This is a genomic window from Paraburkholderia franconis (assembly GCF_009362735.1).
In the GTDB taxonomy this organism is placed as follows: Bacteria; Pseudomonadota; Gammaproteobacteria; order Burkholderiales; family Burkholderiaceae; genus Paraburkholderia; species Paraburkholderia franconis.
Map to the genome: position 1 here is coordinate 1 of NZ_WHNP01000075.1, position 22,798 is coordinate 22,798.

Consider the following 22,798-nt stretch of genomic DNA (forward strand, 5'->3'; position numbering starts at 1 on the left):
CCTTTCAGGCACAAGGCGAGATCTCCCCAGGTAAGAACGCACTCCTTCATCGCACAACCGCCGCATCTACGCCACTTCGCCTTGATCACGGGAGCTTCGCGGTTACGTGCCCGCTCGCCCTGCTCGGCAGCGCCTTCTATACGGTTCTTGTCCATCGGCTCGCGATTTACGCTCCACGCTTCCTCCCCACACTCGGTCACCCTCATGCAGTTGCGCTTCACTTCATTTGCCGTGATCAGCTTATGGCGGGACTTCCACCCGCAGGAGTGCGCCCATGCTGGGCGCACACGAAAAAAGAGGAAGGGCCGCAGCCCTTCCTCTGTCTCTCTCAGAACGCACGACTACTGACGCGCATCAGTCATACAGCACTGCGGAAATCTTCGGGTCATTCATATTGCTCTTGTCATACCAGTAGTACCCCGTGTCGACTTTCTTCGGCAGCTTCTCGCCTTTCAACGCCTTTACCGCTGAGTCGACGACGCATTTGCCGATCCCAATCGGGTTCTGCGTGATCGCGCCCGCCATCAAGCCCGACGTGATGTCCTCCTTTTGCTCCTTGCCCGAGTCGTAGCCGATCAGCACGAGTTTCTTGCCCGATTCCTTGACGCCGATTGCCGCGCCTTCCGCCGAGCCTTCGTTCGCGCCGAAAATGCCCTTGATATTCGGGTTGGCCTGAATCATCGCCTTGGCGATTTCCGCCGACTTCAAGTGGTCGCCGCCGCCATACTGGACCGAAACAATCTTGATGCCCGGATGCTTCGTCTTCATCTCGTTGAGAAAGCCGTCGCGGCGATCGATGCCCGTGCGGCTCGTCTGATCGTGCACGATCACGCCGACCTCGCCCGAGTTGCCGATCATCCCGGCCATCTTGTCGGCGGCGAGCGCGGCGGCCGCAAGGTTGTCCGTCGCGCAGGTCGTCAACGGGATGTTGCTGTCGACGCCCGAGTCGAACGCGATGACGGGGATCTTGCTCGACTGAGCGCGCTTGAGCAGCGGAATCGCCGCCTTGCTGTCGAGCGCGGCAATGCCGAGCGCCTGAGGTTTCTTCGCGAGCGCGGCCGAGAGCATGTCGATCTGCTTGTCGACCATCGCTTCCGTTTCCGGACCCTCGAAGGTGATCCTGACGTTCTGCTCCTTCGCAGCCTGTTCCGCGCCGGATTTCACGGCTTGCCAGAACTGGTGCTGAAAGCCCTTCGAGATGAGCGGAATATACGGCTCGTCCGCGTACGCAAGACTGGTCGCGCCAGTGAGCGCACCGACACCTATCGCGATACTGATGAGTCTTCTTTTCAACATGGGGTTTCTCCTCCTAAGGTAGGCCATCACCCTCCAGCCGTTGAGGGAGCCTTTACGTGCTACGTGCTCCCCTTCTTGATCTTGTCCCGTACTGTGTCAGCCCTTCTTGCGTCGCAGGATGTCCGCGTACACCGCGAGAATGATAATGAGCCCCGTCACCACGATCTGCCATTCCTGCGCAACGGACATGATGCGCAGCCCGTTGGTCAGCACGCTCATGATGAATGCACCGATGATCGTGCCCAGTATCGTGCCCGAGCCGCCGCTAAGAGAAGTGCCGCCGATGACGACCGCGGCGATCGCTTCGAGCTCGTAGCCCTGGCCCAGCGCCGGCTGTGCCGAGTTCAAACGCGACGCAATGAGCAGTCCGGCCACGCCGCAAATCGCGCCGCCCACGCCGTAAATCGCGATCTTCCAGCGGTCCACGTTCACGCCGGAAAGCCGCACGGCTTCTTCATTGCTGCCGAGCGCGAACGTATAGCGGCCAAGCGCCGTGCGATTGAGCGCGATCGAACTCACGATCGCAAGAGCAAAGAGGATCAGCACCGCGTTCGGCACGGGCACGCTGGGCAGGAAATAGCCAATTAGCGAGTCCTGCGAGATCATGTAGAAGTTCTCAGTGTCGGTGAAATAGATCGGCTGGTCGGAGGACACGACGAGTGAAAGGCCTTTCAGCAGCAGCATCATGCCGAGCGTTGCAATGAATGGCGGGATCTTCATTTTCGCCGTCAGCGTGCCCGATACGGTTCCGCAGATCGCACCCGTTGCAATCGCAGCGACCACGCCAATCCACATCGGCAAATGCCAGTACGTGAGAAACACGCCGCAAATGACGGCGGTAAAGGTCATCAACGTGCCGACGGACAGATCGATGCCCCCTGTGATGATGACGAACGTGCTCGCGATCGCCAGCACGCCGTTGACGGCCGTCGCCTGCAAAATGCCGAGGATGTTGTCCATCTGCATGAATGCAGGCGAAGCGAAGCTGAAGAAGATCAGCAGCAGGATCAGGCTCGTGAAGGCGAGCATCTTTTGCAGAGCAGTCGGCGAAAAGACGCGCGCTCTCAGGCCCGACGATCGTCTTTCGTTGGACAGCGCTGCAGTATCCGATGGCTGTGTCATGTACTCGACCTCTTGAGGATCAGGCTGCTTTCAGGGTTTCGCGCTGTGTCGCGAGATGCATGATGCGCTCTTGCGTCGCGTCGCTTGCGGACAGTTCGCCCGTGATGCGGCCTTCGCACATCACCACGATGCGATCGCTCATGCGCAGGATTTCCGGCAATTCCGACGAGATCATGACAATCGCCTTGCCTTGCCCGGCAAGCGAGCGCAGCAGCTTGTAGATTTCGCTCTTGGCGCCGACGTCGATGCCGCGCGTCGGCTCGTCGAAGAAGAGCACGTCGCAGTCCCGTTCGAGCCATTTCGCAATGACGATCTTCTGCTGGTTGCCGCCCGATAGAAGCCGCACGGGCTGTGCCGGCGAAGGTGTGCGGATCGCAAGCAGACTGATGAAACGGGATGCCGCCTTGCGCATCTGCGCGCGGCGCAGGAAAAAGTTGAACGACAGGAATTTGCCCAGGTCGGACATCACGATGTTCGATTCGACGTCCATCCCCGTTGCAAGGCCGAAGCGCTTGCGGTCCTCGGACAGATAGCCGATCCCGCGCGCCACCGCGTCGCTTGGCCTTTTGATCACCGCCGTCACGCCGTTCACGACGATCTCGCCGGATTCGACGGGATCGGCGCCGAACACGGCGCGCGCGACCTCGGTGCGGCCCGCGCCCATCAGGCCGGCAAAGCCCAATATCTCGCCTTTGCGCAGCGTGAAGCTCACATCCCTGACGAGTGGGCCGGCGTTCAGGTGTTTCACTTCGAGCGCGACATCTCCGTGCTGCGTGGTGCCGTGCGTCGGCGTCACGTCGGCCAGCGTGCGGCCCACCATCATGCCGATGATCGCCTGCACGCTGGTGTCGGCCGTGGCCACCGTCGCAACGTATTCGCCATCGCGCAGCACAGTGACGCGATCGGAAATCTGCTTCAGCTCATCCATCTTGTGCGAGATGTAGATGATCCCCACACCTCGGTCCTTCAACTGACGGATGATGCGAAAGAGCTCGGCGATCTCGGCGTCGTTGAGCGCGGAAGTGGGCTCGTCCATGATCAGCACGCGCGAATCGAAGGACAATGCTTTCGCGATCTCGACCATCTGCTGACTCGCGACCGTCAGCGTGCCGACCACCTTGCGCGGGTCGAGCCGTACATGCATGCGCGCGAGAATATCGGCTGCTTGCGCATTGAGCTTGTCTTCGTCGAGGAAGAGGCCGAGTCGTCCGCGCGGCTCGCGTCCGATGAAAATGTTCTGCGCGACGGTCAGATGATTCATCAGTTGCAGTTCCTGATGAATGATGCCGACGCCCACGGCCTGCGCATCGCGCGGACACGTGAACTCGACGGGCTTGCCGTCATAGAGAATCTCGCCCGAATCGCGCGTATAGACGCCTGCGAGAATTTTCATCAGCGTCGACTTGCCGGCGCCGTTCTCGCCCATCAGCGCGTGGACTTCGCCCGTCACGAGTTCGAACTGGACCTCATGAAGCGCCCTTACACCCGGAAAGCTCTTGTTAAGCTTATTGACTGAAATGAGCGGTGTCATGGCGCGGACCTGCCGACAAATGGCTGACATCCGCTGGCTCCGGCGCGACGGCCAAAGGCCTCATCGCGGGAAGCGGATTGGAGAAGCGCTGGTCCTCGTTGTCTTTCAGGACTGGAAACAAAACGAAAAGCCAGGCACATTACCGGGACCCCCTTTGATCCCATGCAGCGAGCTTTGACGCTGCATAAAAGTCGTTCAGGTGCGCGGATTCATCATCGTGTGAGTCGTTACGGCCCGAAAAGATCCGGCCTTTCCTTCGCAGACCGGCGCAGCTCTGCAACCACCTGATCGAGATGACCGTGCATCGCTTTCGCCGCCGCGTCGGCCTTTCCGCTACGAATCGCTTCGAAGATGATCTCGTGCTCTTCGAGCGTATGCACGAGCCGCTCGGGACTTGCTAGCAATTGCCTCGCGCGATCGAGTGCATTGCGCGACACCGCGACGATTTCCTTCACTCGCGGCAGATTGACGGCATCGAGCAGGACTTCGTGAAAAGCCAGATCGAGTACATGAAACGCAAGGCGTTCGCCGCTTTTGACTGCTTTGCGCTGCTCGTCGAGATTGACTGCGAGTGCATCGAGCGTCGCCTTGTTGTGCATCAGCGCGACATCGCGCACGGTCTCGACTTCGAGCGCGCTGCGGATGAACAGATGCTGACGGATGTCGTCGAGCGCGATCGGCTTGACGCGCGTGCCACGCTGCGGAAGCACTTCGACGAGGCCCGCATGCGCGAGCCTTGCCAACGCAGCGGAAACCGGAAAGCGTGATACCCCCATCCGGTCGCAGACCGCCATCTTGTCGATCATCATTCCTGGTTCCAGCACCAGCGTCACGATCGCTTCTCTCAGCGCCTGTTCGACTGCGTCGGTCAGGCTGCCCCGCTCGCCGCCCCTGATCTTTGGCAATGCGTCATACGGATTACTGACGGCACTCGCTTCATCGGATGAAGTGCTCACGGCGCGCTTGATTTCCTTAAGACATGCTAGCATGCTAGGAAGTGAATGAAGTGTTGTCAACGCGTGCAAACGCTTAGTAAATACGCTCGGTGATTTCCCTTATCGGGGCTTACGTGGCGCTTGCATGCACGAGCCGGTCCGTCTTTCTTCGCAGACGGAAGCCGATAGCCATCGCCCCCGGAGGTTGCTCAGATGACCACGATCACCAGGCTGTCCGTTCGGGACATCCGCTTTCCCACTTCGCGTTCCCTCGATGGGTCCGACGCGATGAACGCCGCGCCGGACTACTCCGCCACCTACGTCATTCTCGAAACTGATTCGCCGAACAGGCTCGCGGGTCATGGCCTCACGTTCACGATCGGACGTGGCAATGAAATCTGCGTGGCCGCCGTCAATGCATTGGCGCCGCTCGTCATCGGCAAGCGCCTCGAAGATATCGCCGCGAACATGGGCGCTTTCTGGCGCGAGGTGACATCAGATAGTCAATTGCGCTGGATCGGCCCTGACAAAGGCGCGATCCATCTGGCGACGGCGGCTGTCGTGAACGCTGTGTGGGACCTGTGGGCGAAAGCGGAAGGCAAGCCCGTGTGGAAGCTGCTCGTCGACATGAGCCCGGAAGAACTCATGCGCTGCCTCGACTTCCGCTATGTGACGGACGCGATCACGCCACATGAAGCCATCGCGATGCTGCATCGTCACGCGAGCACGAAAGGCAAGCGCGAAAAGGAAATGCTCGCGCACGGCTATCCGGCGTACACGACGTCGGCCGGCTGGCTCGGCTATGACGATGACAAGATTCGCCGGCTCGCGCGCGAAGGCGTCGCGCAGGGCTGGACGCACTTCAAGCAGAAAGTGGGCGGCAATCTCGAAGAGGATGTGCGGCGCGCGCGAATATTGCGCGAGGAGATCGGCGAAAACCTGAAGCTGATGATGGACGCAAACCAGGTGTGGGACGTCGATGAAGCCGTCGCGAACATGCGGCGTCTCGCGGAGTTCGATCCGTGGTGGATCGAAGAGCCGACGAGCCCCGACGACATTCTCGGCCACGCGGCGATCCGCAAGCGCCTTCATCCCATCGGCGTCGCGACGGGCGAGCATTGCCACAACCGCGTGATGTTCAAGCAGTTGCTACAGGCGCAGGCAATCGATTTCTGTCAGGTGGATAGCTGCCGCCTCGGCGGACTGAACGAGGTGATCGTCGTGCTGCTGATGGCGGCGAAGTTCGGCGTGCCCGTGTGTCCGCATGCGGGCGGCGTCGGATTGTGCGAGTACGTCCAGCACATTTCGCTGTTCGACTACATCTGCGTGTCGGCTTCGCTGGAAAACCGCGTGCTCGAATACGTCGATCATCTGCACGAGCACTTCGTCGATCCCGTCGTGATTCGCAACGGCCGCTACATGCCGCCACAACGCCCGGGCTACAGCATCGAAATGAAGGCCGACTCGCTCGACAAGCACGGCTTTCCTGAAGGCGAGGCGTGGCGCGTCTGAGAGAACGCACTAGCCGAAGCGCCCCGCTCATTGCTGCGGCGCTTCGGCGTGCTCTTTCATTCGCGCGACGACAGCATCGGCGACCTGTCCCGCAACCTCTTTGATGTTTGCCTTCTCGTCGTTGCCCGCCATCACATACCTGGCCGCGGCCACATAGGGATTGAGCTTGACCATCGCACCCGGCGCGTGCTTGCCGGATTGACCTTCAATCTCCTGATAAAGCGGCTGCGGCGTCGGATTGGGCAACGCATCGATGGCGATCGCGAGTTCGATCTTCCCTTGTCCCGCGCCGAAGCCGACCACGGCGCGCCGCACGCGATTGCCCTCGTCCACGCTCAGGAAAACGCCGCGCACCAGCCAGCCTTGCGCAGGCACTTCGGCGCCGCCGGGAAGGTGGCGTGCATCGACGCCTTTGCTACGCAGATCGGCAATCAGGGTATCGGACATCCCGGCTACGATCTGCTGGGACTTCGCCTGCGGGTCCTGCTGTGTCAGGTGCAGCGGCGACAAGTTGCCGGCAAGGCGACGCGCCCTGCTCAGCCGGCTTTGGTCCGGCGTAACGTTGGCCGTGTCGAGTTCGAAGTCGGACACATAAACGGCCGTCGCCCCGGACATCACGCGAGCCTCCTGCGCGATTCCCATCGACGCGAATGCGAACAGCCAGATGGCCGCGAGCGGGCACTTCCACGATCGATTGTTCATAGGCGGCTCTCCTGATCGTCGGGATCATGACGGAATCGACGCGCCACACGGCGAATATACGCCTCCTGCATCGCGCCGGCCGACGAACGGTCCCGCAGGATTAGGCAAGACTTCGAGAGGTTCCGAATAACAGGAAGCTGCGGCTTTGAGCCACACTCCACGGGTTCCCATTGCGTCGCCGGCGCCCCGCACACCGTGGCCGTGAAAGGACGGCAACCGCAGCGAGCGCTTCGCCGCAGTTCACCCGCCACGCAGATTTCCCGCCGTATGACGCCGGCCGCGAAACGTCGCGAGCACGAACGATCAGAACCCGAACCACACTCGGAGTCATCGATGTCCACCACTTTGCTTCTCAACGGCAAGTCCACGACGCTGGACGCCGATCCCAACATGCCGCTGCTATGGGCGATCCGCGAGGTCGCGGGCCTGCACGGGACGAAGTTCGGCTGCGGCATGGCGCAATGCGGCGCGTGCACGGTCCATCTCGAAGGGCAGCCGATACGCTCTTGCGTCACGCCGCTGTCGGCTGTCGAAGGCCGCCATGTCACGACGATCGAAGGGCTGCAAGGCAAACCGGCCAAGGCCGTGCAGGCCGCGTGGGTCAAGTTGCAGGTGCCGCAGTGTGGTTACTGCCAGTCCGGGCAGATCATGTCCGCGGCTGCGTTGCTCGCGCAAAACCCCAAGCCCACCGACGCCGACATCGACGCCGCAATGAGCGGCAACATCTGCCGCTGCGCGACGTACACGCGGATTCGCGCGGCGATCCACGATGCGGCTGGCGCGATGCGTAATCAGGTTGCATCGGACGAGAGCGAGGCGCCAATTCTGGCCGACCGCGCTGGCGCACAAACACCAACACTGGTCAACCGCTCCGCCGTGCATGGGACCACTGCAAGTGCTGAAGCGCTAACGCTGGCCGACCGCACCGCCGTGCATGGGACCACTGCAAGTGCTGAAACGCTAACTCTGGCCGACCGCACCGCCGTGCATGGGACCAGAGTAAGCGCTGAAGCGCTAACTCTGGTCGACAGGGGATAAGCGATGACGACCGATATCGTTGATGTTCAGCGTCCGTCGCGACGCACGTTTCTCAAAGGCGCCGGTGCGGCGGCCGCGCTGGCGCTGACCGTCGGCTTCGAATGGGCCGGCACGTCGCGGCGCGCGGTCGCCGCTGAGACGGCGAACGGCACGTTCGCACCGAATGCGTTTCTGCGAGTCGGCCCCGACGACAGCGTGACCGTGATCGCCAAGCACGTCGAGATGGGCCAGGGCGCGTACACGGGCATTGCGACGATCGTCGCCGAGGAACTCGACGCGGACTGGACGCACGTCCGCGTCGAAAGCGCCCCCGCCGATGCGAAGCGCTACGCGAATCTCGCGTTCGGCACGATACAGGGAACGGGCGGCAGTTCGGCGATGGCCAATTCGTGGATGCAGTTGCGCGAAGCAGGCGCCAAGGCCCGCATCATGCTCGTCACGGCGGCCGCGCAGCAATGGAAAGTGCCCGCGTCCGAGTTGCGCACCGAGCGCGGCGTCGTCTATCACGACGCGAGCGGCAAGCGCGCAACCTACGGATCGCTGTCGACGGCAGCGGCGGCGCTGCCCGTGCCGGACCAGGTCACGCTCAAGGACCGGAAAGATTTCAAGCTGATCGGCAGCCAGTCGCCGCGCGTCGATGTGCCGCCGAAAACGGACGGCACCGCGCAATTCACAATCGACGTCACATTCCCCGGCATGCTCGTCGCCGTGATGCAGCGTCCGCCGCAGTTCGGCGCAACGGTGAAATCGTTCGATGCGTCGGCGGCCAAGACGGTGCCCGGCGTCGTCGATGTGGTGCAGGTGCCGCGTGGCGTCGCCGTCGTCGGCAAGAGCTTCTGGGCCGCGAAGCAGGGCCGCGATGCGCTGAAGGTCGAATGGGACGACTCGCACGCGGAGAAGCGCAGCTCGGCGGACATCATGGCCGAGTATCGCAAGATCGCCGACAAGCCCGGCCTGCCCGCGCGCACAGAAGGCGACGCGTCGAAGGCGATCCAGGGCGCGGCGCGCAAAATCTCTGCGAGCTATGAGTTTCCGTATCTCGCCCATGCGCCGATGGAGCCGCTCGATGCCGTCGTCAAGCTCACGGCCGACAGCTGCGAAATCTGGGCAGGCGATCAGTTCCAGACCATCGATCAGGCGAACGCCGCGCGCGCGGCGGGCCTGCAGCCGCAGCAGGTCAGCATTCACACGCTGTACGCGGGCGGCAGCTTTGGCCGGCGCGCGAATCCGGGCTCGGACTACATCTCCGAGGCCGTGTCGATCGCGAAGGCGCTCGGCGCGAACGGCACGCCCGTGAAGCTCCAGTGGACGCGCGAGGACGACATCCACGGCGGTCTTTATCGGCCGATGTATTTCCACAAGCTCGAAGCGGGACTCACGCGCGATGGCAAGCTCGTAGGCTGGCAGCACCGGATCGTCGGCCAGTCGATCGTCGCCGACACGCCGTTTGCAGCGATGGTGAAGAACGGCATCGACGGAACATCGGTGGAAGGCGCCGCGAACATCGCGTACGCGATTCCGAACATCTCGGTCCAGCTGTCGACGACGCGCACGGGCGTGCCCGTGCTGTGGTGGCGTGTGGTCGGCAGCTCGCACACGGCCTACGCCGTCGAAGCGTTCATGGACGAAGCGGCGCATGCGGCCGGCAAGGACCCATACACGTTCAGGCGCGATCTGCTCGAACATCAGCCGCGCATGCGCGCCGTGCTCGATCTCGCCGCGCAGAAGGCGGGCTGGAGCAACAAGCCTTTGCCGCGCGGCAAGGGACGCGGAATCGCAGTGGCCGAAGCGTTCCACACGTATGTCGCACAGGTCGCCGAGGTCTCGATCGACAAGGATGGCAAGGTCAAGGTGGATCGCGTCGTCTGCGCGGTGGATTGCGGCACGGCGATCAACCCGGACGTGATCGCGGCGCAGATCGAGGGCGGCATCGGCTTCGGTCTGGGCGCGGTGCTGTATGGCGCGATCACGTTGAAGGACGGACGCATCGAGCAGAACAACTTCGACGGCTACCGTGTGCTGCGCATCGACGCGATGCCGCAAGTCGAAGTGCACATCGTCCCTTCGACGGAAGCGCCGACGGGCATCGGCGAGCCAGGCGTGGCGCCTGTGGGGCCCGCAGTGGCGAACGCAATTTTCGCGGCCACGGGCAAGCGCGTTCATGCGCTGCCGTTGACGACGCAAAGCCTCGCGTGAAGAGAGTGAAGCACGCGTATGCGTGAAGAAATCAGCCGGGGCCAAGCAAATGGCCCCGGCCCTCTTGATGCGTCACGCTGTCATCTGCGCACCGCCGGCGTGAGCATTACAGGCGCGCGCCGTCATGCATGCCCGCGAAACATCGCGCACGTCCTGAACGCCTGCTCCGATAGTGGAATCTGTTTCGCGCGGCAATAGCGCGTCGTCAGCTTCAGCAGTTCCTTGATGTCGCGTCCGCTCGCTTTCGGATAAGCGCTCGTCAGCGTTTCGATCAGATCGTCGTCGATGTCCGCGCCCAACTGCTCGGCGAGCAGCTTCCATAGACGGATCGCATCGCGCCTCGGCGGCGTCTCGTACTGTATCTTCGCGATGCAGCGCGACAGGATCGCGTCGTCGACATCGTCGATCCGATTGGTCGTCATGAACAGCAAGCCGTTGAAGTACTCGAGCGTGCGCAGGAACTCCGCGACGATCGCATTGTGCTCGAGGTCGTTGTCACGGCGACGGATGTAGACGTCGGCTTCGTCGAGCAGCAGGATCGCATCCCAGCGCGTCGCGCGCTGCAAGATGCCCGACAGCGTTGCACCGACCGATGCCGCCGTCGTGCCGAGCTGCCCCGAATGCACGCGGTACAGCGGCTTGCCGACCACTTCCGAATAGATCTCCGCCGTCAGCGTCTTGCCGAGTCCGGGCGCGCCCTGGCACAGAATCGTCGTGCCGCCCGACTTGCCCGGCACGAAGTCCTGCACGAATACGTTCAGCCTGGACGTCAGAATGTCGATCAGATCGCGATGATGCTCGGGCAGAACGAGCTTGTCGCGCAGTTCGGGCTGGTACTGGTATTCGGTCATGTTCTGCACATGCACCCAGATATTCCGGTGCCATTCCAGGTGATACAGACAGACGTAGCAATGCAGCGGCACCTTGTCGAAGCCGCTCGCGACATTCGCGCCGCGCCAGAAATCGGCGTCGGCTGTCGTCTGAAAGCGCCGCTCCAGCGTCTCCTCATCGTTGATGCACTTCGCGCTCACGCCATCGACGATACGCGTCAGTTCCACGGCGCCCTTCGCGTCGACGGCAAACGCCGCTTTCGACACGACGAACTGCGCACCAAAACGCGGTTGAAACTCCAGAAAGCGCTGCGCGTACTGCTCGTATTCGCGCTTGAATTCCGGGCACTCCTTGTAGAAGCCGAACTCGGCGAGCAGCTCGGGGATCGTGCGATTCGCGATGTCGAGACGGTTGAACACGAGCGATGTCGTCATGCCCGAGAGGCGCATGTGCGGGTCGGCGTGCTCCGAGTTCGCCGATTGCATCGTGTTCGCCAGCATATCGACCACGACGTATGGCATGCCCTGCTCGGGTTCGACGTAGCGCATGCGGCGCACGAGCCACGGCAGCAGCGTGCCGTCCTTCGCGCGCTTGTACAGCCAGCCGTCGATCGCATCGCGCGACAGATACGCAATCAAGCCCGGCACCAGCTGATCGAGGCCCGGAATCGTGCGTGCCTGCGGCGCGTTGTAGATGTTGTCGAGCGCGAGCATCTGGAACATCAGCGCGCGCTCGTTGTTCGCCTTGCTCAGCGAATACAGCGTATTCAGCGACCTCGAATCGAACAGCTTGCTCGACACCAGCATGTTGCCGTGACACGCGCCGTGCTGATTGAGCTGTCTGGCCAGCGGCGATTCGGATTCGATCATCGCGAGCAGAGGATGCACCAGTGATTCCGGAATTTCAAAGTCCATAAACGCACTCGTATCGGTTGTGGTCCGGTGGCGCGGCGCTCGACTTCGCGCAAGCTAGCCGAGGAAGAACTGGATTGCCATGCCGACGACGGCAGGCTGGATCGCATGCAAGCCGTTGAATTCGACGAATTGCACATCGTAGCCGGCCGACTTCAGCTTCGCTGCGTTCGCGCGGCCGCTGGTTTCAATGGGGAGCTGTTCGTCGCGCAGGCCGTGCGCGATGAACACCTTGGGCACGCCTTCCTGCATGAAAACCGACATGAAGCCGCCGGAAAACGCGATCACGTGGCTCGCGATATCGCCGTTCGTGATGCCGATCGACAGCGCGTAGCTCGCGCCGTCCGAGAAGCCTGCAAACGCAAGGCGTCCACGGTCGATGCTATAGCGCGTGGTCACTTCGACGAGCGCCCGATGCAGCCGCTCGAGGTCCGGACCGCTGCCGCCGATCACGATGTCCCACGTCGGATACATCGAGTGCGGCGCGAGCACGAGAAACTTGTCTCGCTCGGCGTGCTCTTCGATAAACGGCAGCACCTTCTCCGGGAAACCGCCCGCGCCATGGAACATCACAAAAAGCGGCACGGAGCGTTGTGCACCTTGCGTATCGAGGCCCGTCGGCACGAACAGAACCGCGTCGCGCTCATCGGCGATTCCCAGACGATGGCGGCCGGGCGGCAACGGGCCCTTACCCGGCTCGGCATGCGTGAACGAAAGACGGCCAAACAGCGAAGGGTCGAACATTGTGGAACCTGGATATGAACGCGCGTTGCGCGCAGTGATGGACGTTCCAGCCGGAAGAGCCTCTAGATATTCAATATATCATGATTGGCGGGATAGACGACGCGCGCGGCCGCCTTTCCTGGCGACGTACAAACGCGACCTGATCCGAGACAAACGAACTTGACGCGGCGAATTTAGACAAATGGACCTGATCTGGAGCCTGGTTTCACTAGCAGGCTGTTGAAATATCCCTTCGCCGACACGTGCCATCGCATTCGGAAGAGCCGTTGCGAAGAACTGTTTGCGCCGCTTTGATGCTGGACTTTTTCATTCAAGTGCAGCCAATGTCGCTTTCGCGTTTACTCGCATGTTCACGTCGTCCGGGTGGCGAGCGTTCGCATGCGCGTCAGGTTGTAGGCCGCCTGAGTCAGCAGGAAGAGTTGGTCGACCCGCTCAAGGCCTCGATACATCACCTGTCGAATCCTGCCGACTGTCTTGCTCCAGCCAAAGACCTGCTCAATGCATTTGCGCTTGCGCTGACTGATGGCGTAGCCGGGCCAGCGCGTCGTACGTCCGTCAATGGCCGAGCCGCCCGCGCGGCCATTGTTTTGCGCCACATGCGGCGTCACACTATTTGCGCGGCACGTCGCAACGAAGCTGGCAGTGTCGTAGTTCTTGTCGGCACCTACCGTAATAGACACGCCGGCAAATTGCGCGGCATCCGCAAGCATCTCGGCCGCTGTGTCACGCTCGGCCGTGCTTGCCATTGGCCTGCGTCACCTGTGCGTTCACCACCAGGCCGTGCCGGTTATCGGTCAGCACGTGGCCCATATAGCAGAGCATTGCGCCAGTGCGACGACTCTTGCGAAACAGCCGCGCCTGACTGTCCGTGCTGGATTCATGCGTATCGTTGCTACGCTTCTCGCCGTGCCAGTTCTCCTGGGCGCCAGCGCCTCCATCAGGTGGCGTGTCGTCGTCCGACTTCGCCTTGTGCACAAAGCTCTTGTGTCCGGCCCAGGCCTGGATGAGCGTGCCGTCCACACTGAAATGCTCACCCGAGAGGTAGCCACGCACGCGCGCTGTCTCGACCGTCTCATTGAACAGACTGACAATCACGTCGTGGGCCAGCAACCGGTCGCGATTCTTGCTGAAGGTGGAGTGGTCCCACACCGCGTCGTCCATCGCCAGGCCGACAAACCAGCGAAACAGCATGTTGTAGGAGATTTGCTCCATCAACATGCGTTCGCTGCGAACCGAATACAGCACTTGCAGCAGCAGCGCCCGAATCAGTTTCTCCGGCGCGATGCTCGGACGACGACCTCCCTTGACGTCGCTCTCGTACATGCGCGAGAAAACCTCATCCATGCGACTGAGCACGTCGTTCAACCACAGCCGAATCGGTCGCAGCGGGTGACTGGCTGGAACAAAGTCATCAAGTCTGGACATCGTGAACATCGACTCGGTATAGCCGTCGGCTCCGCGCATCGCTTCAACCTCAGTCTCGTTCGATTCGTTGTTTTAACGTTTACCCCTGACGCCCGGATGACCGATGCGGAGGGTATTTCAACAGCCTGCTAGACACGCGAGAGGTTCTCAAGGTTTCGGTTACGCGCAGCGACCTTGGTAGCTTGCATGACCGTCCGTTCCTGCAACATTTCTTGAGGACCGGTGCAATAAGCAAATTCAGCGCATCGGATCCAAAGCGGCAACAAAAGCTCGATAGCCTCCACGAATGGTTCGACAAGCTCAAAAGTGCCGCACAGCGTGCAGGCGAGGGAGATTTTTTGTGGAATTTCCGTTTTCCCGATCGTGGAGCCTTTCAGTTTTTCAACTACTTCTTCTTCTCAAGCGTACAACGGACAATGAGCGCTTTGCGCGAGAGCTACAGCGAACGCGTTAGCTTTTATCACCCCTACTCAGGACTTCTACACGGAATATGAATATAAGCTGTATCTAGACCAACTCAAGGATAAGAAAACTGCGCAGGCATCATAGCGTGTTCACATTTCTTGAGGAAAATGTCAGATCTCAGGGCGCCAAACCGTCGGTGGTCTAATACGCGACTCAACTCGCGGCTCAAACATTGTCCTGTTTGTAACGCGTCGATCGGTGCTTGACTTGTTCAAAGGCTGCGAGACCTTCGAATCACAAGATCCATCGCCGACCTTACGGTTCATAGGCGCCCGTTTAAAGTCCTGAAGCGGTCATGGGGAAGCGCCCCAGGACAGCCGCTTTCGTCGCGATATGTATTCAGTTGCAGTCAAATCGGCCACTCGCCACCATGCAAGTGGGAATGTCGGGAAAGCAGACGTGTAGCCGCCTGACTAATATCGATGCTCGAATGACGGCAATGGCCGAGAAGCCGGCAGATACTTCCCTGCTCTCCCGCGCTCGCAGTGCCCCTCCAGGGCTTACCATGACAATGCAGAGGATTCTAATGCCCGGTTATTGCGACAATCGTCCGTGGGTGCATACGTAAGCCGGCATCCGACCTACTATGCGTGCCTCCCCCAGATCGTTTGCGATTGACCCGGGCGGGACTCGTGCGTCCGGCCCGGTGATGGCCTCATTGCCTCACCAGCCGGGCGACCGCAATCAGGCCGAGATCGCCGCGCTAGCGGTCTCGGGTACCGCCGCGGGAGCCAGGGCACCAGCCATCGCGCTGGCAGCCGATTTCCTGGCGACAACCTTTTTGGCCGCCGCCTTCGTCGTCGCAGACTTTTTGATAGCAGGCCCCTTGGCCGTCGCCTTCCTGGCGGTCGGCGCAACCTTCTTCACCGCCAGTTTTTTGTCGACCGACTTCTTTGCGCTCGCTTTCTTGGCAGCGGGCGTCTTCGTCACCAGCTCCCTCGCGGCCGCTTTTTTGGCGGGAGCCTTCCAGGCTGCAGCCGCCTTCGGCGCCGTCGCCCCCTTGCCCGCCCCCGCAATCAGGAATGCGTCCCGGTCCTTGACGTCCTTTATCCAGGCCGGCGGCCGGGCGTGACCGCTCCATGTTTCGCCGGTTTCGGGGTTACGATATTTGGGCGGCAATTTTCCCTTCGCCACCGCTTCGCCAGTCGCCTTGGCTGCAGCTTTGGATTTATTCACAGCCTCCACATTGGACGCCGCACTACTGCCGTCAATCAGGAACTTTGTGCGGTCCTTTGCTCCAGCAATCCACTGGGGCGGACGCGCGTGACCGCTCCACGTGGCGCCAGTTTTCGGGTCACGGTATTTGGGTGGCAGTTTGCCCTTCGCACCGGTCGCCGACTTCGCCTTGCCGGTGCCAGTCGCTCCGACCGTCATCTTGACGCCCGGCTTCCGGCCACGCTTCCTGGCACCACCGATATGCGCTTCGAGGTCGGCAATCGTCAGGTCATGTCTGTCCATCATGTCGCGAATCTTTGTGATTACGCCAGACGACTGTTTCGCGGCCAAAGCTTCGGCCTGACTTTGCAGCTTCGCGATTCGCGCCTGAAGTTTCTCGAGTGTCGCCATTTATCTTTCTCCCCGTTGTCAGTAATGGCCGCACTATGCCACATAACTACAAAAATGGGCTATTGACCGCACGACAATATGGGCGCCGACTCAGCAGTGGTATCCTGGAGGCACAGGGATTGCGAAAGCATGCGAACACACCTCGCGCAATATCATTCAAAGAGGAAGACATAATGGACGAGAGAAAGCGGGACAGCATGGTCGCTTACCTGCGCCGTAGAATGACCGAATTCGGGATTGAGCCGGACGACCTCGCAGCGGCCATAGCCCGGGACCAGATCCAGCAGAAGTCCACAAAGTATCGCAGTGCCGCAGGAGAGACGTGGTCGGGCGAAGGGGAGATGCCACAATGGCTCAAACAGGCCATCAGCGCGGGCCAGTCAATCGAGCATTTCGCCGTGAACGGCGCAGCGCCATCGGCACCTACAGCACGTCCGGGTGTCGATTGGAGTCAAGACCCGTTTGCGGGCGGCCGGTTGGCGACAGTGCAACTGTCAACGAGCGATACGCGGTGACGCTCCGAGGATAACGTGGTTAAGGAACGTCGGCTTAGCCCTGCCAGTCGAATCCCTTCACCGGCGAACTGGCTCGATGTTTTCGGGAGGAGCGCCCTCGCGGTCTTAGCAACCCGCGACTTACCCAGTACGGACATCCTCGACGCCTGGAAATCCTCACCTTGCCGGCCTGACAGCACGAAAAAGTGAGAAACCATTCCCTCCTTTTGAAATATGCCCACTCAGTCGTGTCGCGGAAAAACCACCTGGCTCCATGTTTTTAATATGTAACCTTACCCCCAAGAATGTCACGCTCGCGGACCCAAGTTGGTCGACCAGCTACTGAAATCGCGTCGGGTGTGAATCTCGTTCGACGTCGCACTTTACTGACTTGCTCCTAACCGCGATGGAAATCGTTGAAAACCAACCTGAGGTGGCTCGCGAATCGTCCCGGCGCGACGTTCAGCTTGGTGCTTCCGAACGGCAAGGTCACCTGCGCGATCGCCCTGACAGTGTTGGAAACATATTTTGGCTCGAACATCGAGCTAGCGACACCGACGTTCTTAGGACGTTCGAAAACGGCTTTGCGCGGATCAGAGCCATCGCTGAGCGTAAAGTTTCGAGGTTTCGAGCCCACCTGGCTACGCATCTCAAGTTAGCGGCAGAGGACTTCGCGCGGCCCTGGCTGTGGCTGATGGTTCGACGGTGTGCAAATCTGCTGATGGAAGCGGCGCGGATGTCGCGACCACGTCTGCCTTTCGGACTTCGGGGCGACGAACCGCTCCGGGTGGCGAGCCTGCATGCATCCACCACTGATCCGAAGCTCCACGAACGTCGCGCCGGCTGCCGCGCGCGAATCTATACTTTCCCTTACGGGTAGATCGAGGGCGATGAGCGCGTCGCGCCCGGACGCTGCCTCTTTGCCAGCCCGACCTTGATGGGCGGCTTCTCCCACGCCGCGCCAAAATCTTGCACCACGTTGGTCTGCGCCGAACGGACCGTAACGGTTTGAAGTTGGAATTCGGCAGCGCGCCGCCTGTTACGCCGTCTCGGTTCACCAATCTGTGACGGACATGGTAGCGATCCCAACGTAGCCTCCGGTCCAACGATGAAAGCGCGATTCAACACAAATCTACAGTTGCCGCAAGAGACGCACGGGCTCCAAGGGCCGTCGCCAGGCCCTGACAGGAAGGTATTCCTTCTGGCCTTCTGGTAGACAGCGACGTCCAACGGCAAGCATGTTCCAACTTGCATTGATGACGCAATACATCCGGATGGCAGGGATTCTCTCTGAACGCAGGCACATGGTTTCCAGATGCCGCCTCATCGGTGACTCGGCGGTCACTGCGACAAATTCGATGCTGTTCCTGTCCGAGACTCGAAACGCTGTCTGAATGCCTATACAATTAGCAATTTAGTCCCGAAGACGTCCACGTATGAATACGGAAAAGAATGGGACGACAGCGACGCCAGCCTATCAGCAACTGAAGGACTACGTTCGGAAGATGATTGAAACGGGGCAGTGGCGCCTGGGTGACATGATTCCGACGGAACTCTCATTGGCCAGCGAATTTGCGTTGTCGCGAATGACGGTAAATCGCGCACTACGCGAACTCGTGAGTGAGAATGTCCTGACACGAGTACGTGGACGTGGGACATTTATCACCGATCGTCGCTATCAATCGACCTTAATCGAAATCCGCAGTATTGCCGAGGAGATTCGCTCACGTGGCGACGCGCATCGCAGCAAGGTTCTGCTTCTTGAGGCGACCCATGACGTCGCCGCCCTGCAAACCCTTGAGTTGCCCCAAAACGGTACTGCATTCCACTCACGCATCGTGCATTTCGAGAACGACGTGCCCATACAATTCGAGGATCGTTACGTCAATAGCCTCGTATTCCCGGACTATCTGGACCAAGATTTCGAGTCCGAGACGCCAAATGAGTACATGATGCGCGTTGCGCCCGCACAAGGCGCGGAATACTGGATAACGGCACGTAAAACTAATGCGATGGTCAGGCAGGCTCTGATGATGCCAATAGGAGAGCCGTGTCTGGTACTGCGACGGCGGACCGAAGCTCAACGACAAATCGCAAGTGATGTCACTCTTTGGCATCCCGCTAGCAGATACAAACTTAACGGTAGATATTGAGCGTTCTGAGCCTGATCAGGTCAGCCTCCGACCTGATATCCACACGACCCGGCCTTTGTCTGTCGCGCGTGGCGAAGAAAAGCCGATTCGGACGCCAATCGAGTCGAACTCCTTTTGCACACGCGTCTCCGCGCTCTCCGCTGGGCGGCGCACGACGGCGAGCGCATAGAGCGCCGGCTGTTCACCGCGAAATCGAAAGCCCGCCGCTCGTAAAGATAGCGAATGCGTTAAACAACTTGGCTCGGCTGTCCGGCGGGCCCTTCATTTAGCTGAGAGCCGAGACGCTGGAACCGGCGCAAATCAGCGGCTGGATGGATGAGGCACGCGGCGATCAAACCCAGTGTGGCCACCAACACCCCGGCATCGATGTAACCCGTTCGGAAACCGTCGGCCGCGTCAGCACCAACATCGACGATAATGCCCATCGCAATGGGTGCAATCAGGCCCGCGATAGTGTGAATCGAGTTTGTTATACCGAGCATTCCACCGCGTTGCGAGGGCGGGCTTATTTCCCCGATCAACGTTGATCCAAGCGTAAAAATTACGCTGCCAATCGAAAAGCTCAACGCGATTAACGCCACTTTCAGCGGACCCATCGGCACCAGCGGCAGGCACACCATCGCGGCGCCAGCGATCATGACGCAAGCGCAGCCAAACAGCCCGCGTGAATAACGGCTGGAATAACCAGCTTTCGTCATGCCCTGAGAAATAAATGCGCAGAATGGCGCAAGGACCATCTGCGTCACGGACGGAAGCAACACAATCCAGGCTGCGTATGAAGGCGTCAAATGCAGTCCCCGGATCAAATAGTTCGCGAGCCACACGATGTTCAGCGCGATGATCCAGTAAGCGGCGAATCCAGCGATAAACACGCCTAAAGCGGTACGACTGAACAGCAACTGCACGTACGGAATCCTCAGTGTCGAACTCATGCCATCGGTCGCATTCCGGTCCAGCGGTCCGTCCTTCCCAAGCACAAACCACACTATGGCCCAGCAAAAGCCAGTTACACCAAGCACCATGAATGCAGCGTGCCAGCCAAAATGCACAATGATCCACGTGAGCAGTGGCGCAACTACCCCCGTGCCAAACGCCGCACCACACGCAACCACGCTACTCGGCACAGCGCGTTTGGCATCGCCGAACCATTTGTAAACCGCGTGGATCGCAATCGGGAATGCCGGTCCTTCGGCCGCTCCAAGCACCACGCGGCTGGCGAGCAGTACGCTGAAATTCACGGTGCCTGCCATCGGTAGCAGTGTGATAGCCCAGACGATGCTCATTGTGAGCATGATGGCCTTAGTGCTGACTCGGTTTGACAGAAAGCCGACCGCTATGCCCGAAACCGAGAACAGTATGAAGAAGGCACTCCCGAGCGCGCCAAACTGCGCGTGCGTCAAGCCCAGCTCCTTCATAATCGACGTGCTAGACAAGCCGATCACGGCCTTATCGGCAAAATTGACAAGCATGAACAGGAAGACCATGACGACGATCAACCATGCTCTGCGAGAGTCACCGATTCCATGCATAACATAGCTCCAGATAACGACAACACAGACCCGATCGTGGCAAGCCGGAGGTATCGCAAAAAGCGACACCTCGCAGCATCCTGCAAGTAATCTTTAATAATTGTTAGAGTTTCGGCTATACAACCTTTTGCGACCACTTACTACGCAACAGGCCGATGGAGCCTCTACATCCGCGACGCAATTGACCGCGTCTATCCATTGCCGCTTGAAGCGGAGCATGCACCATTTTCAACAGCCAACCCAGCGCTCGATGAATGTCGCGATGTGAAGTGAGCATACAGAACGGTGCGTGTTGACAGGTTGCATTTGGCCATCAAAATGACCTGCTCGTATCATGGTTTGGCGCCATTGTAATCGGTCTTTGCCATGGACTATCTAGCCGCCTTTCATTGACGTCCTCCTGGCCGACCTCCTTCAGCCCTTGGGCTTTGCGTGTCTCGTGCTCCGCTGTCGACAATGGCAGTTCATCACCCACCTCAAGGCCAAGGTATTCAGGCTTAGCGCGGATAAAAGATTCCTTTGGGGCATCCCATTCAGTTTGAGTAGTGCTTCAAAAACATGGCGGCCTTCCGGAATTCCAGCGTAAATGGCCTGTCTGTGTCGCGGAAACTAACCATCTGTCGGAATGCGTCCATGAACATCTCGGTCTTTGGCGATGCCGTGAAGCCGCCCGGCTGTTGCTTCCGCAGATCAACGGCTTGGGCAGCAGACACTAATTCGATGCCAAGCAACTGAAAGTGATTGTCGATTTCGGTGCGCACGCGACGCACCACCTGCGGTGCGTTCGTCGCGATGTCTTCGATATCTCCCGCCACCGGCAGATAGTCGAGCGAGACCGGCATCGCGAGCTCTTTGTTCGTCATGGCGAGCACGACCGGCGGTTTTTCCATCGCGCCGAACGCATGCAGTGTGTTGTCAGTGCCGAGGAAGCGACTCAGATGCGTGAAACGAGGATCGTTGAGCTTGATTATCTGCTGTGCAGATGCGAGGGAATTGTGTGCGATTGCAATGCCCATTTCTTCGAATGTCAGTACAAAGGGCAGCGGTTCGAAGTTCGCAGTTGGCAGCACGGCCCCCGTGAGACCATCTCGGCTCACATAGCTGCGCCTGGCCTGGTAAAGATCCGACTTCGGTTTGACGCTTATCGAGACGCCCGGGTTGTCGTCCGAGGAGTTCAACTGAATCATCATTTGATGGCGCGCTTCCTCAGAGCTGCGGTCAAGTTCGGCCAGCAGATATGGCGCGTCCCGAAAGCTGAGCGGATCCTGCAGTGCTCGTGCATCGTCCCGTTGCCATAGTGAGCTACCAGCGAGGAGTGAACGTAGCGCCGCGCCGGTACTCATGACGTGCGGGAATGGATGCAACGACAGGGAATCCTCGAGAAACGGTGAAACGTTGCCATTCAGGCCCTGTAGAGCGACTGCGTAGACCAGCTTGGCCATCTTGTTCAACTGCGTCAGGTCAACAAGCGCGAGACTCGCCATGCCCGTCGTATAGGCGTTTGAACTCAGAATTCCGAGCGCGTCCTTTCCCCACGGCTTGATCGGCTGGACATCTTCTGCCGAGAGTGCATGCCACGCATCAGTCTTTGCGCCGCGATAGTATACGTCGCCCTCACCCATCATCGTCAGGCCGACGTGCGCCAGCAGCGTAATATCCGCTTCACCCATTGAACCGTTCGACGGTATCGCTGGCGTAATGCCGTGATTGAGCAGTTGCGCAAACATATCCACCACTGCTGGTTGAACCCCTGCAGCACCAACCAGCATCTGGTTAAGACGCACCGCCATCGCAGCACGCGCGTCTCGTATATCCATATCGGCGCCGACACCCGCGGAGTGCGCGTGAAGCAACGCGGCGTTAAAGCGCATCGATGCGTCGATGACCTCAGGTGTCAACTGGCCCTTTGCATCGACCATTTGACGATCCTTATTCAGTCCGACACCAACGGTCAGACCGTAGATGCGCTGACCATCCGCAGCTGCAGTCAGCACGATATCGTGTCCCTTCGCGACGCGGGCACGAGCTGAAGCCGGAACTTCAACAGTCTCCCCATCGGCAACGCGCGCGATTGCTTCTGGTGTAACCCCTGTTCCGTCGAGCATGACGGCGGCTTGACATGAAAGCGATGCGAGAACAGCACTGGCACCGATCACATAAAGAAAAGCCCGTAGCATTTAGTTATTCCTACGTTTCCTGGTTGTGACAAAACGCGTGTTCGATCACCGCCCTCGTGCCACTGCAATCAGACCCGGCCAAACTCACGTGTCCGGCTACTTGCAAAATCGGCGGGAACGGAAGCAATCGTGGGCTAAAACGGTCAAATCTCCGAAGGTGCGCAACTGATT

14 protein-coding genes and 2 pseudogenes are annotated in these 22,798 nt (G+C 60.0%); 5 read left to right on the top strand and 11 right to left on the bottom strand.

The genetic code is table 11. From position 1 onward, the window contains the following. Positions 1-354: 354 nt before the first annotated feature. From GCT13_RS39245 to GCT13_RS39260, 4 genes are all read right to left on the bottom strand, one after another. On the bottom strand, positions 355-1,296 hold the full coding sequence (locus tag GCT13_RS39245; RefSeq protein WP_152767302.1) for an ABC transporter substrate-binding protein: 942 nt from the start codon (positions 1,294-1,296) through the stop codon (positions 355-357). Positions 1,297-1,392: 96 nt separating this feature from the next. Continuing rightward, positions 1,393-2,418 (bottom strand): ABC transporter permease, encoded by a 1,026-nt coding sequence (locus tag GCT13_RS39250; RefSeq protein ID WP_152767303.1) that lies wholly within the window; start codon positions 2,416-2,418, stop codon positions 1,393-1,395. 19 nt (positions 2,419-2,437) lie between these two features. Continuing rightward, a complete protein-coding gene (locus GCT13_RS39255) occupies positions 2,438-3,949 on the bottom strand; it encodes a sugar ABC transporter ATP-binding protein (protein WP_152767304.1) in 1,512 nt (503 codons plus the stop codon). A 227-nt stretch (positions 3,950-4,176) separates the two neighbouring features. Then, complete coding sequence (locus GCT13_RS39260; RefSeq protein ID WP_152767305.1) at positions 4,177-4,938, bottom strand: GntR family transcriptional regulator; 762 nt, start codon at positions 4,936-4,938, stop codon at positions 4,177-4,179. A 159-nt stretch (positions 4,939-5,097) separates the two neighbouring features. Between GCT13_RS39260 and GCT13_RS39265 the strand changes: the two genes are divergently transcribed. Further along, on the top strand, positions 5,098-6,396 hold the full coding sequence (locus tag GCT13_RS39265; RefSeq protein ID WP_152767306.1) for an L-fuconate dehydratase: 1,299 nt from the start codon (positions 5,098-5,100) through the stop codon (positions 6,394-6,396). Positions 6,397-6,423: 27 nt separating this feature from the next. Here the strand turns inward: GCT13_RS39265 and GCT13_RS39270 are convergent, their stop codons facing one another. Further along, positions 6,424-7,098 carry a DUF4410 domain-containing protein gene (locus GCT13_RS39270; RefSeq protein WP_152767307.1) on the bottom strand — a complete coding sequence of 225 codons (675 nt, stop codon included), beginning with the start codon at positions 7,096-7,098 and terminating at the stop codon, positions 6,424-6,426. A 333-nt stretch (positions 7,099-7,431) separates the two neighbouring features. Here GCT13_RS39270 and GCT13_RS39275 point away from each other — a divergent pair. Together GCT13_RS39275 and GCT13_RS39280 are read left to right on the top strand one after the other, a co-directional pair. After that, positions 7,432-7,887 (top strand): annotated as a pseudogene (locus GCT13_RS39275) ((2Fe-2S)-binding protein); the annotation flags it as partial. 252 nt (positions 7,888-8,139) lie between these two features. Continuing rightward, positions 8,140-10,332, top strand: a complete 2,193-nt coding sequence (locus GCT13_RS39280) for a xanthine dehydrogenase family protein molybdopterin-binding subunit (RefSeq protein WP_152767308.1) — start codon at positions 8,140-8,142, stop codon at positions 10,330-10,332. A gap of 122 nt (positions 10,333-10,454) precedes the next feature. Here GCT13_RS39280 and GCT13_RS39285 read toward each other — a convergent pair whose 3' ends face one another. The 4 genes and pseudogenes from GCT13_RS39285 to GCT13_RS39300 form a co-directional block, all read right to left on the bottom strand. Further along, positions 10,455-12,077: an ATP-binding protein gene (locus tag GCT13_RS39285; RefSeq protein WP_152767309.1), complete on the bottom strand. Its 1,623-nt coding sequence runs from the start codon at positions 12,075-12,077 to the stop codon at positions 10,455-10,457. Between the two features lie 54 nt (positions 12,078-12,131). Beyond that, a complete protein-coding gene (locus tag GCT13_RS39290; RefSeq protein ID WP_152767310.1) occupies positions 12,132-12,818 on the bottom strand; it encodes an alpha/beta hydrolase in 687 nt (228 codons plus the stop codon). A gap of 350 nt (positions 12,819-13,168) precedes the next feature. After that, a pseudogene (locus GCT13_RS39295) lies at positions 13,169-14,282 on the bottom strand (IS5 family transposase). A 1,110-nt stretch (positions 14,283-15,392) separates the two neighbouring features. After that, a complete protein-coding gene (locus tag GCT13_RS39300) occupies positions 15,393-16,274 on the bottom strand; it encodes an H-NS family nucleoid-associated regulatory protein (protein ID WP_152767311.1) in 882 nt (293 codons plus the stop codon). Between the two features lie 173 nt (positions 16,275-16,447). Here GCT13_RS39300 and GCT13_RS39305 point away from each other — a divergent pair, with 173 nt between their 5' ends. Next, entirely contained in the window at positions 16,448-16,789 is a 342-nt protein-coding gene (locus GCT13_RS39305) for an H-NS histone family protein (protein ID WP_152767312.1), read from the top strand. Between the two features lie 1,415 nt (positions 16,790-18,204). Continuing rightward, complete coding sequence (gene hutC, locus GCT13_RS39315) at positions 18,205-18,921, top strand: histidine utilization repressor (RefSeq protein ID WP_152767313.1); 717 nt, start codon at positions 18,205-18,207, stop codon at positions 18,919-18,921. A 227-nt stretch (positions 18,922-19,148) separates the two neighbouring features. Here the strand turns inward: hutC and GCT13_RS39320 are convergent, their stop codons facing one another. Together GCT13_RS39320 and GCT13_RS39325 are read right to left on the bottom strand one after the other, a co-directional pair. Beyond that, on the bottom strand, positions 19,149-20,417 hold the full coding sequence (locus GCT13_RS39320; protein WP_227747241.1) for an MFS transporter: 1,269 nt from the start codon (positions 20,415-20,417) through the stop codon (positions 19,149-19,151). Between the two features lie 566 nt (positions 20,418-20,983). Beyond that, positions 20,984-22,627: an HAL/PAL/TAL family ammonia-lyase gene (locus GCT13_RS39325; RefSeq protein WP_152767315.1), complete on the bottom strand. Its 1,644-nt coding sequence runs from the start codon at positions 22,625-22,627 to the stop codon at positions 20,984-20,986. Positions 22,628-22,798: the final 171 nt, after the last annotated feature.

Coding starts and splice junctions, on each gene's coding strand:
- GCT13_RS39245 (WP_152767302.1), bottom strand. CDS start 1,296: ATGTTGAAAAGAAGACTCATCAGTATCGCGATAGGTGTCGGTGCGCTC.
- GCT13_RS39250 (WP_152767303.1), bottom strand. CDS start 2,418: ATGACACAGCCATCGGATACTGCAGCGCTGTCCAACGAAAGACGATCG.
- GCT13_RS39255 (WP_152767304.1), bottom strand. CDS start 3,949: ATGACACCGCTCATTTCAGTCAATAAGCTTAACAAGAGCTTTCCGGGT.
- GCT13_RS39260 (WP_152767305.1), bottom strand. CDS start 4,938: ATGCTAGCATGTCTTAAGGAAATCAAGCGCGCCGTGAGCACTTCATCC.
- GCT13_RS39265 (WP_152767306.1), top strand. CDS start 5,098: ATGACCACGATCACCAGGCTGTCCGTTCGGGACATCCGCTTTCCCACT.
- GCT13_RS39270 (WP_152767307.1), bottom strand. CDS start 7,098: ATGAACAATCGATCGTGGAAGTGCCCGCTCGCGGCCATCTGGCTGTTC.
- GCT13_RS39280 (WP_152767308.1), top strand. CDS start 8,140: ATGACGACCGATATCGTTGATGTTCAGCGTCCGTCGCGACGCACGTTT.
- GCT13_RS39285 (WP_152767309.1), bottom strand. CDS start 12,077: ATGGACTTTGAAATTCCGGAATCACTGGTGCATCCTCTGCTCGCGATG.
- GCT13_RS39290 (WP_152767310.1), bottom strand. CDS start 12,818: ATGTTCGACCCTTCGCTGTTTGGCCGTCTTTCGTTCACGCATGCCGAG.
- GCT13_RS39300 (WP_152767311.1), bottom strand. CDS start 16,274: ATGGCGACACTCGAGAAACTTCAGGCGCGAATCGCGAAGCTGCAAAGT.
- GCT13_RS39305 (WP_152767312.1), top strand. CDS start 16,448: ATGGACGAGAGAAAGCGGGACAGCATGGTCGCTTACCTGCGCCGTAGA.
- hutC (WP_152767313.1), top strand. CDS start 18,205: ATGAATACGGAAAAGAATGGGACGACAGCGACGCCAGCCTATCAGCAA.
- GCT13_RS39325 (WP_152767315.1), bottom strand. CDS start 22,627: ATGCTACGGGCTTTTCTTTATGTGATCGGTGCCAGTGCTGTTCTCGCA.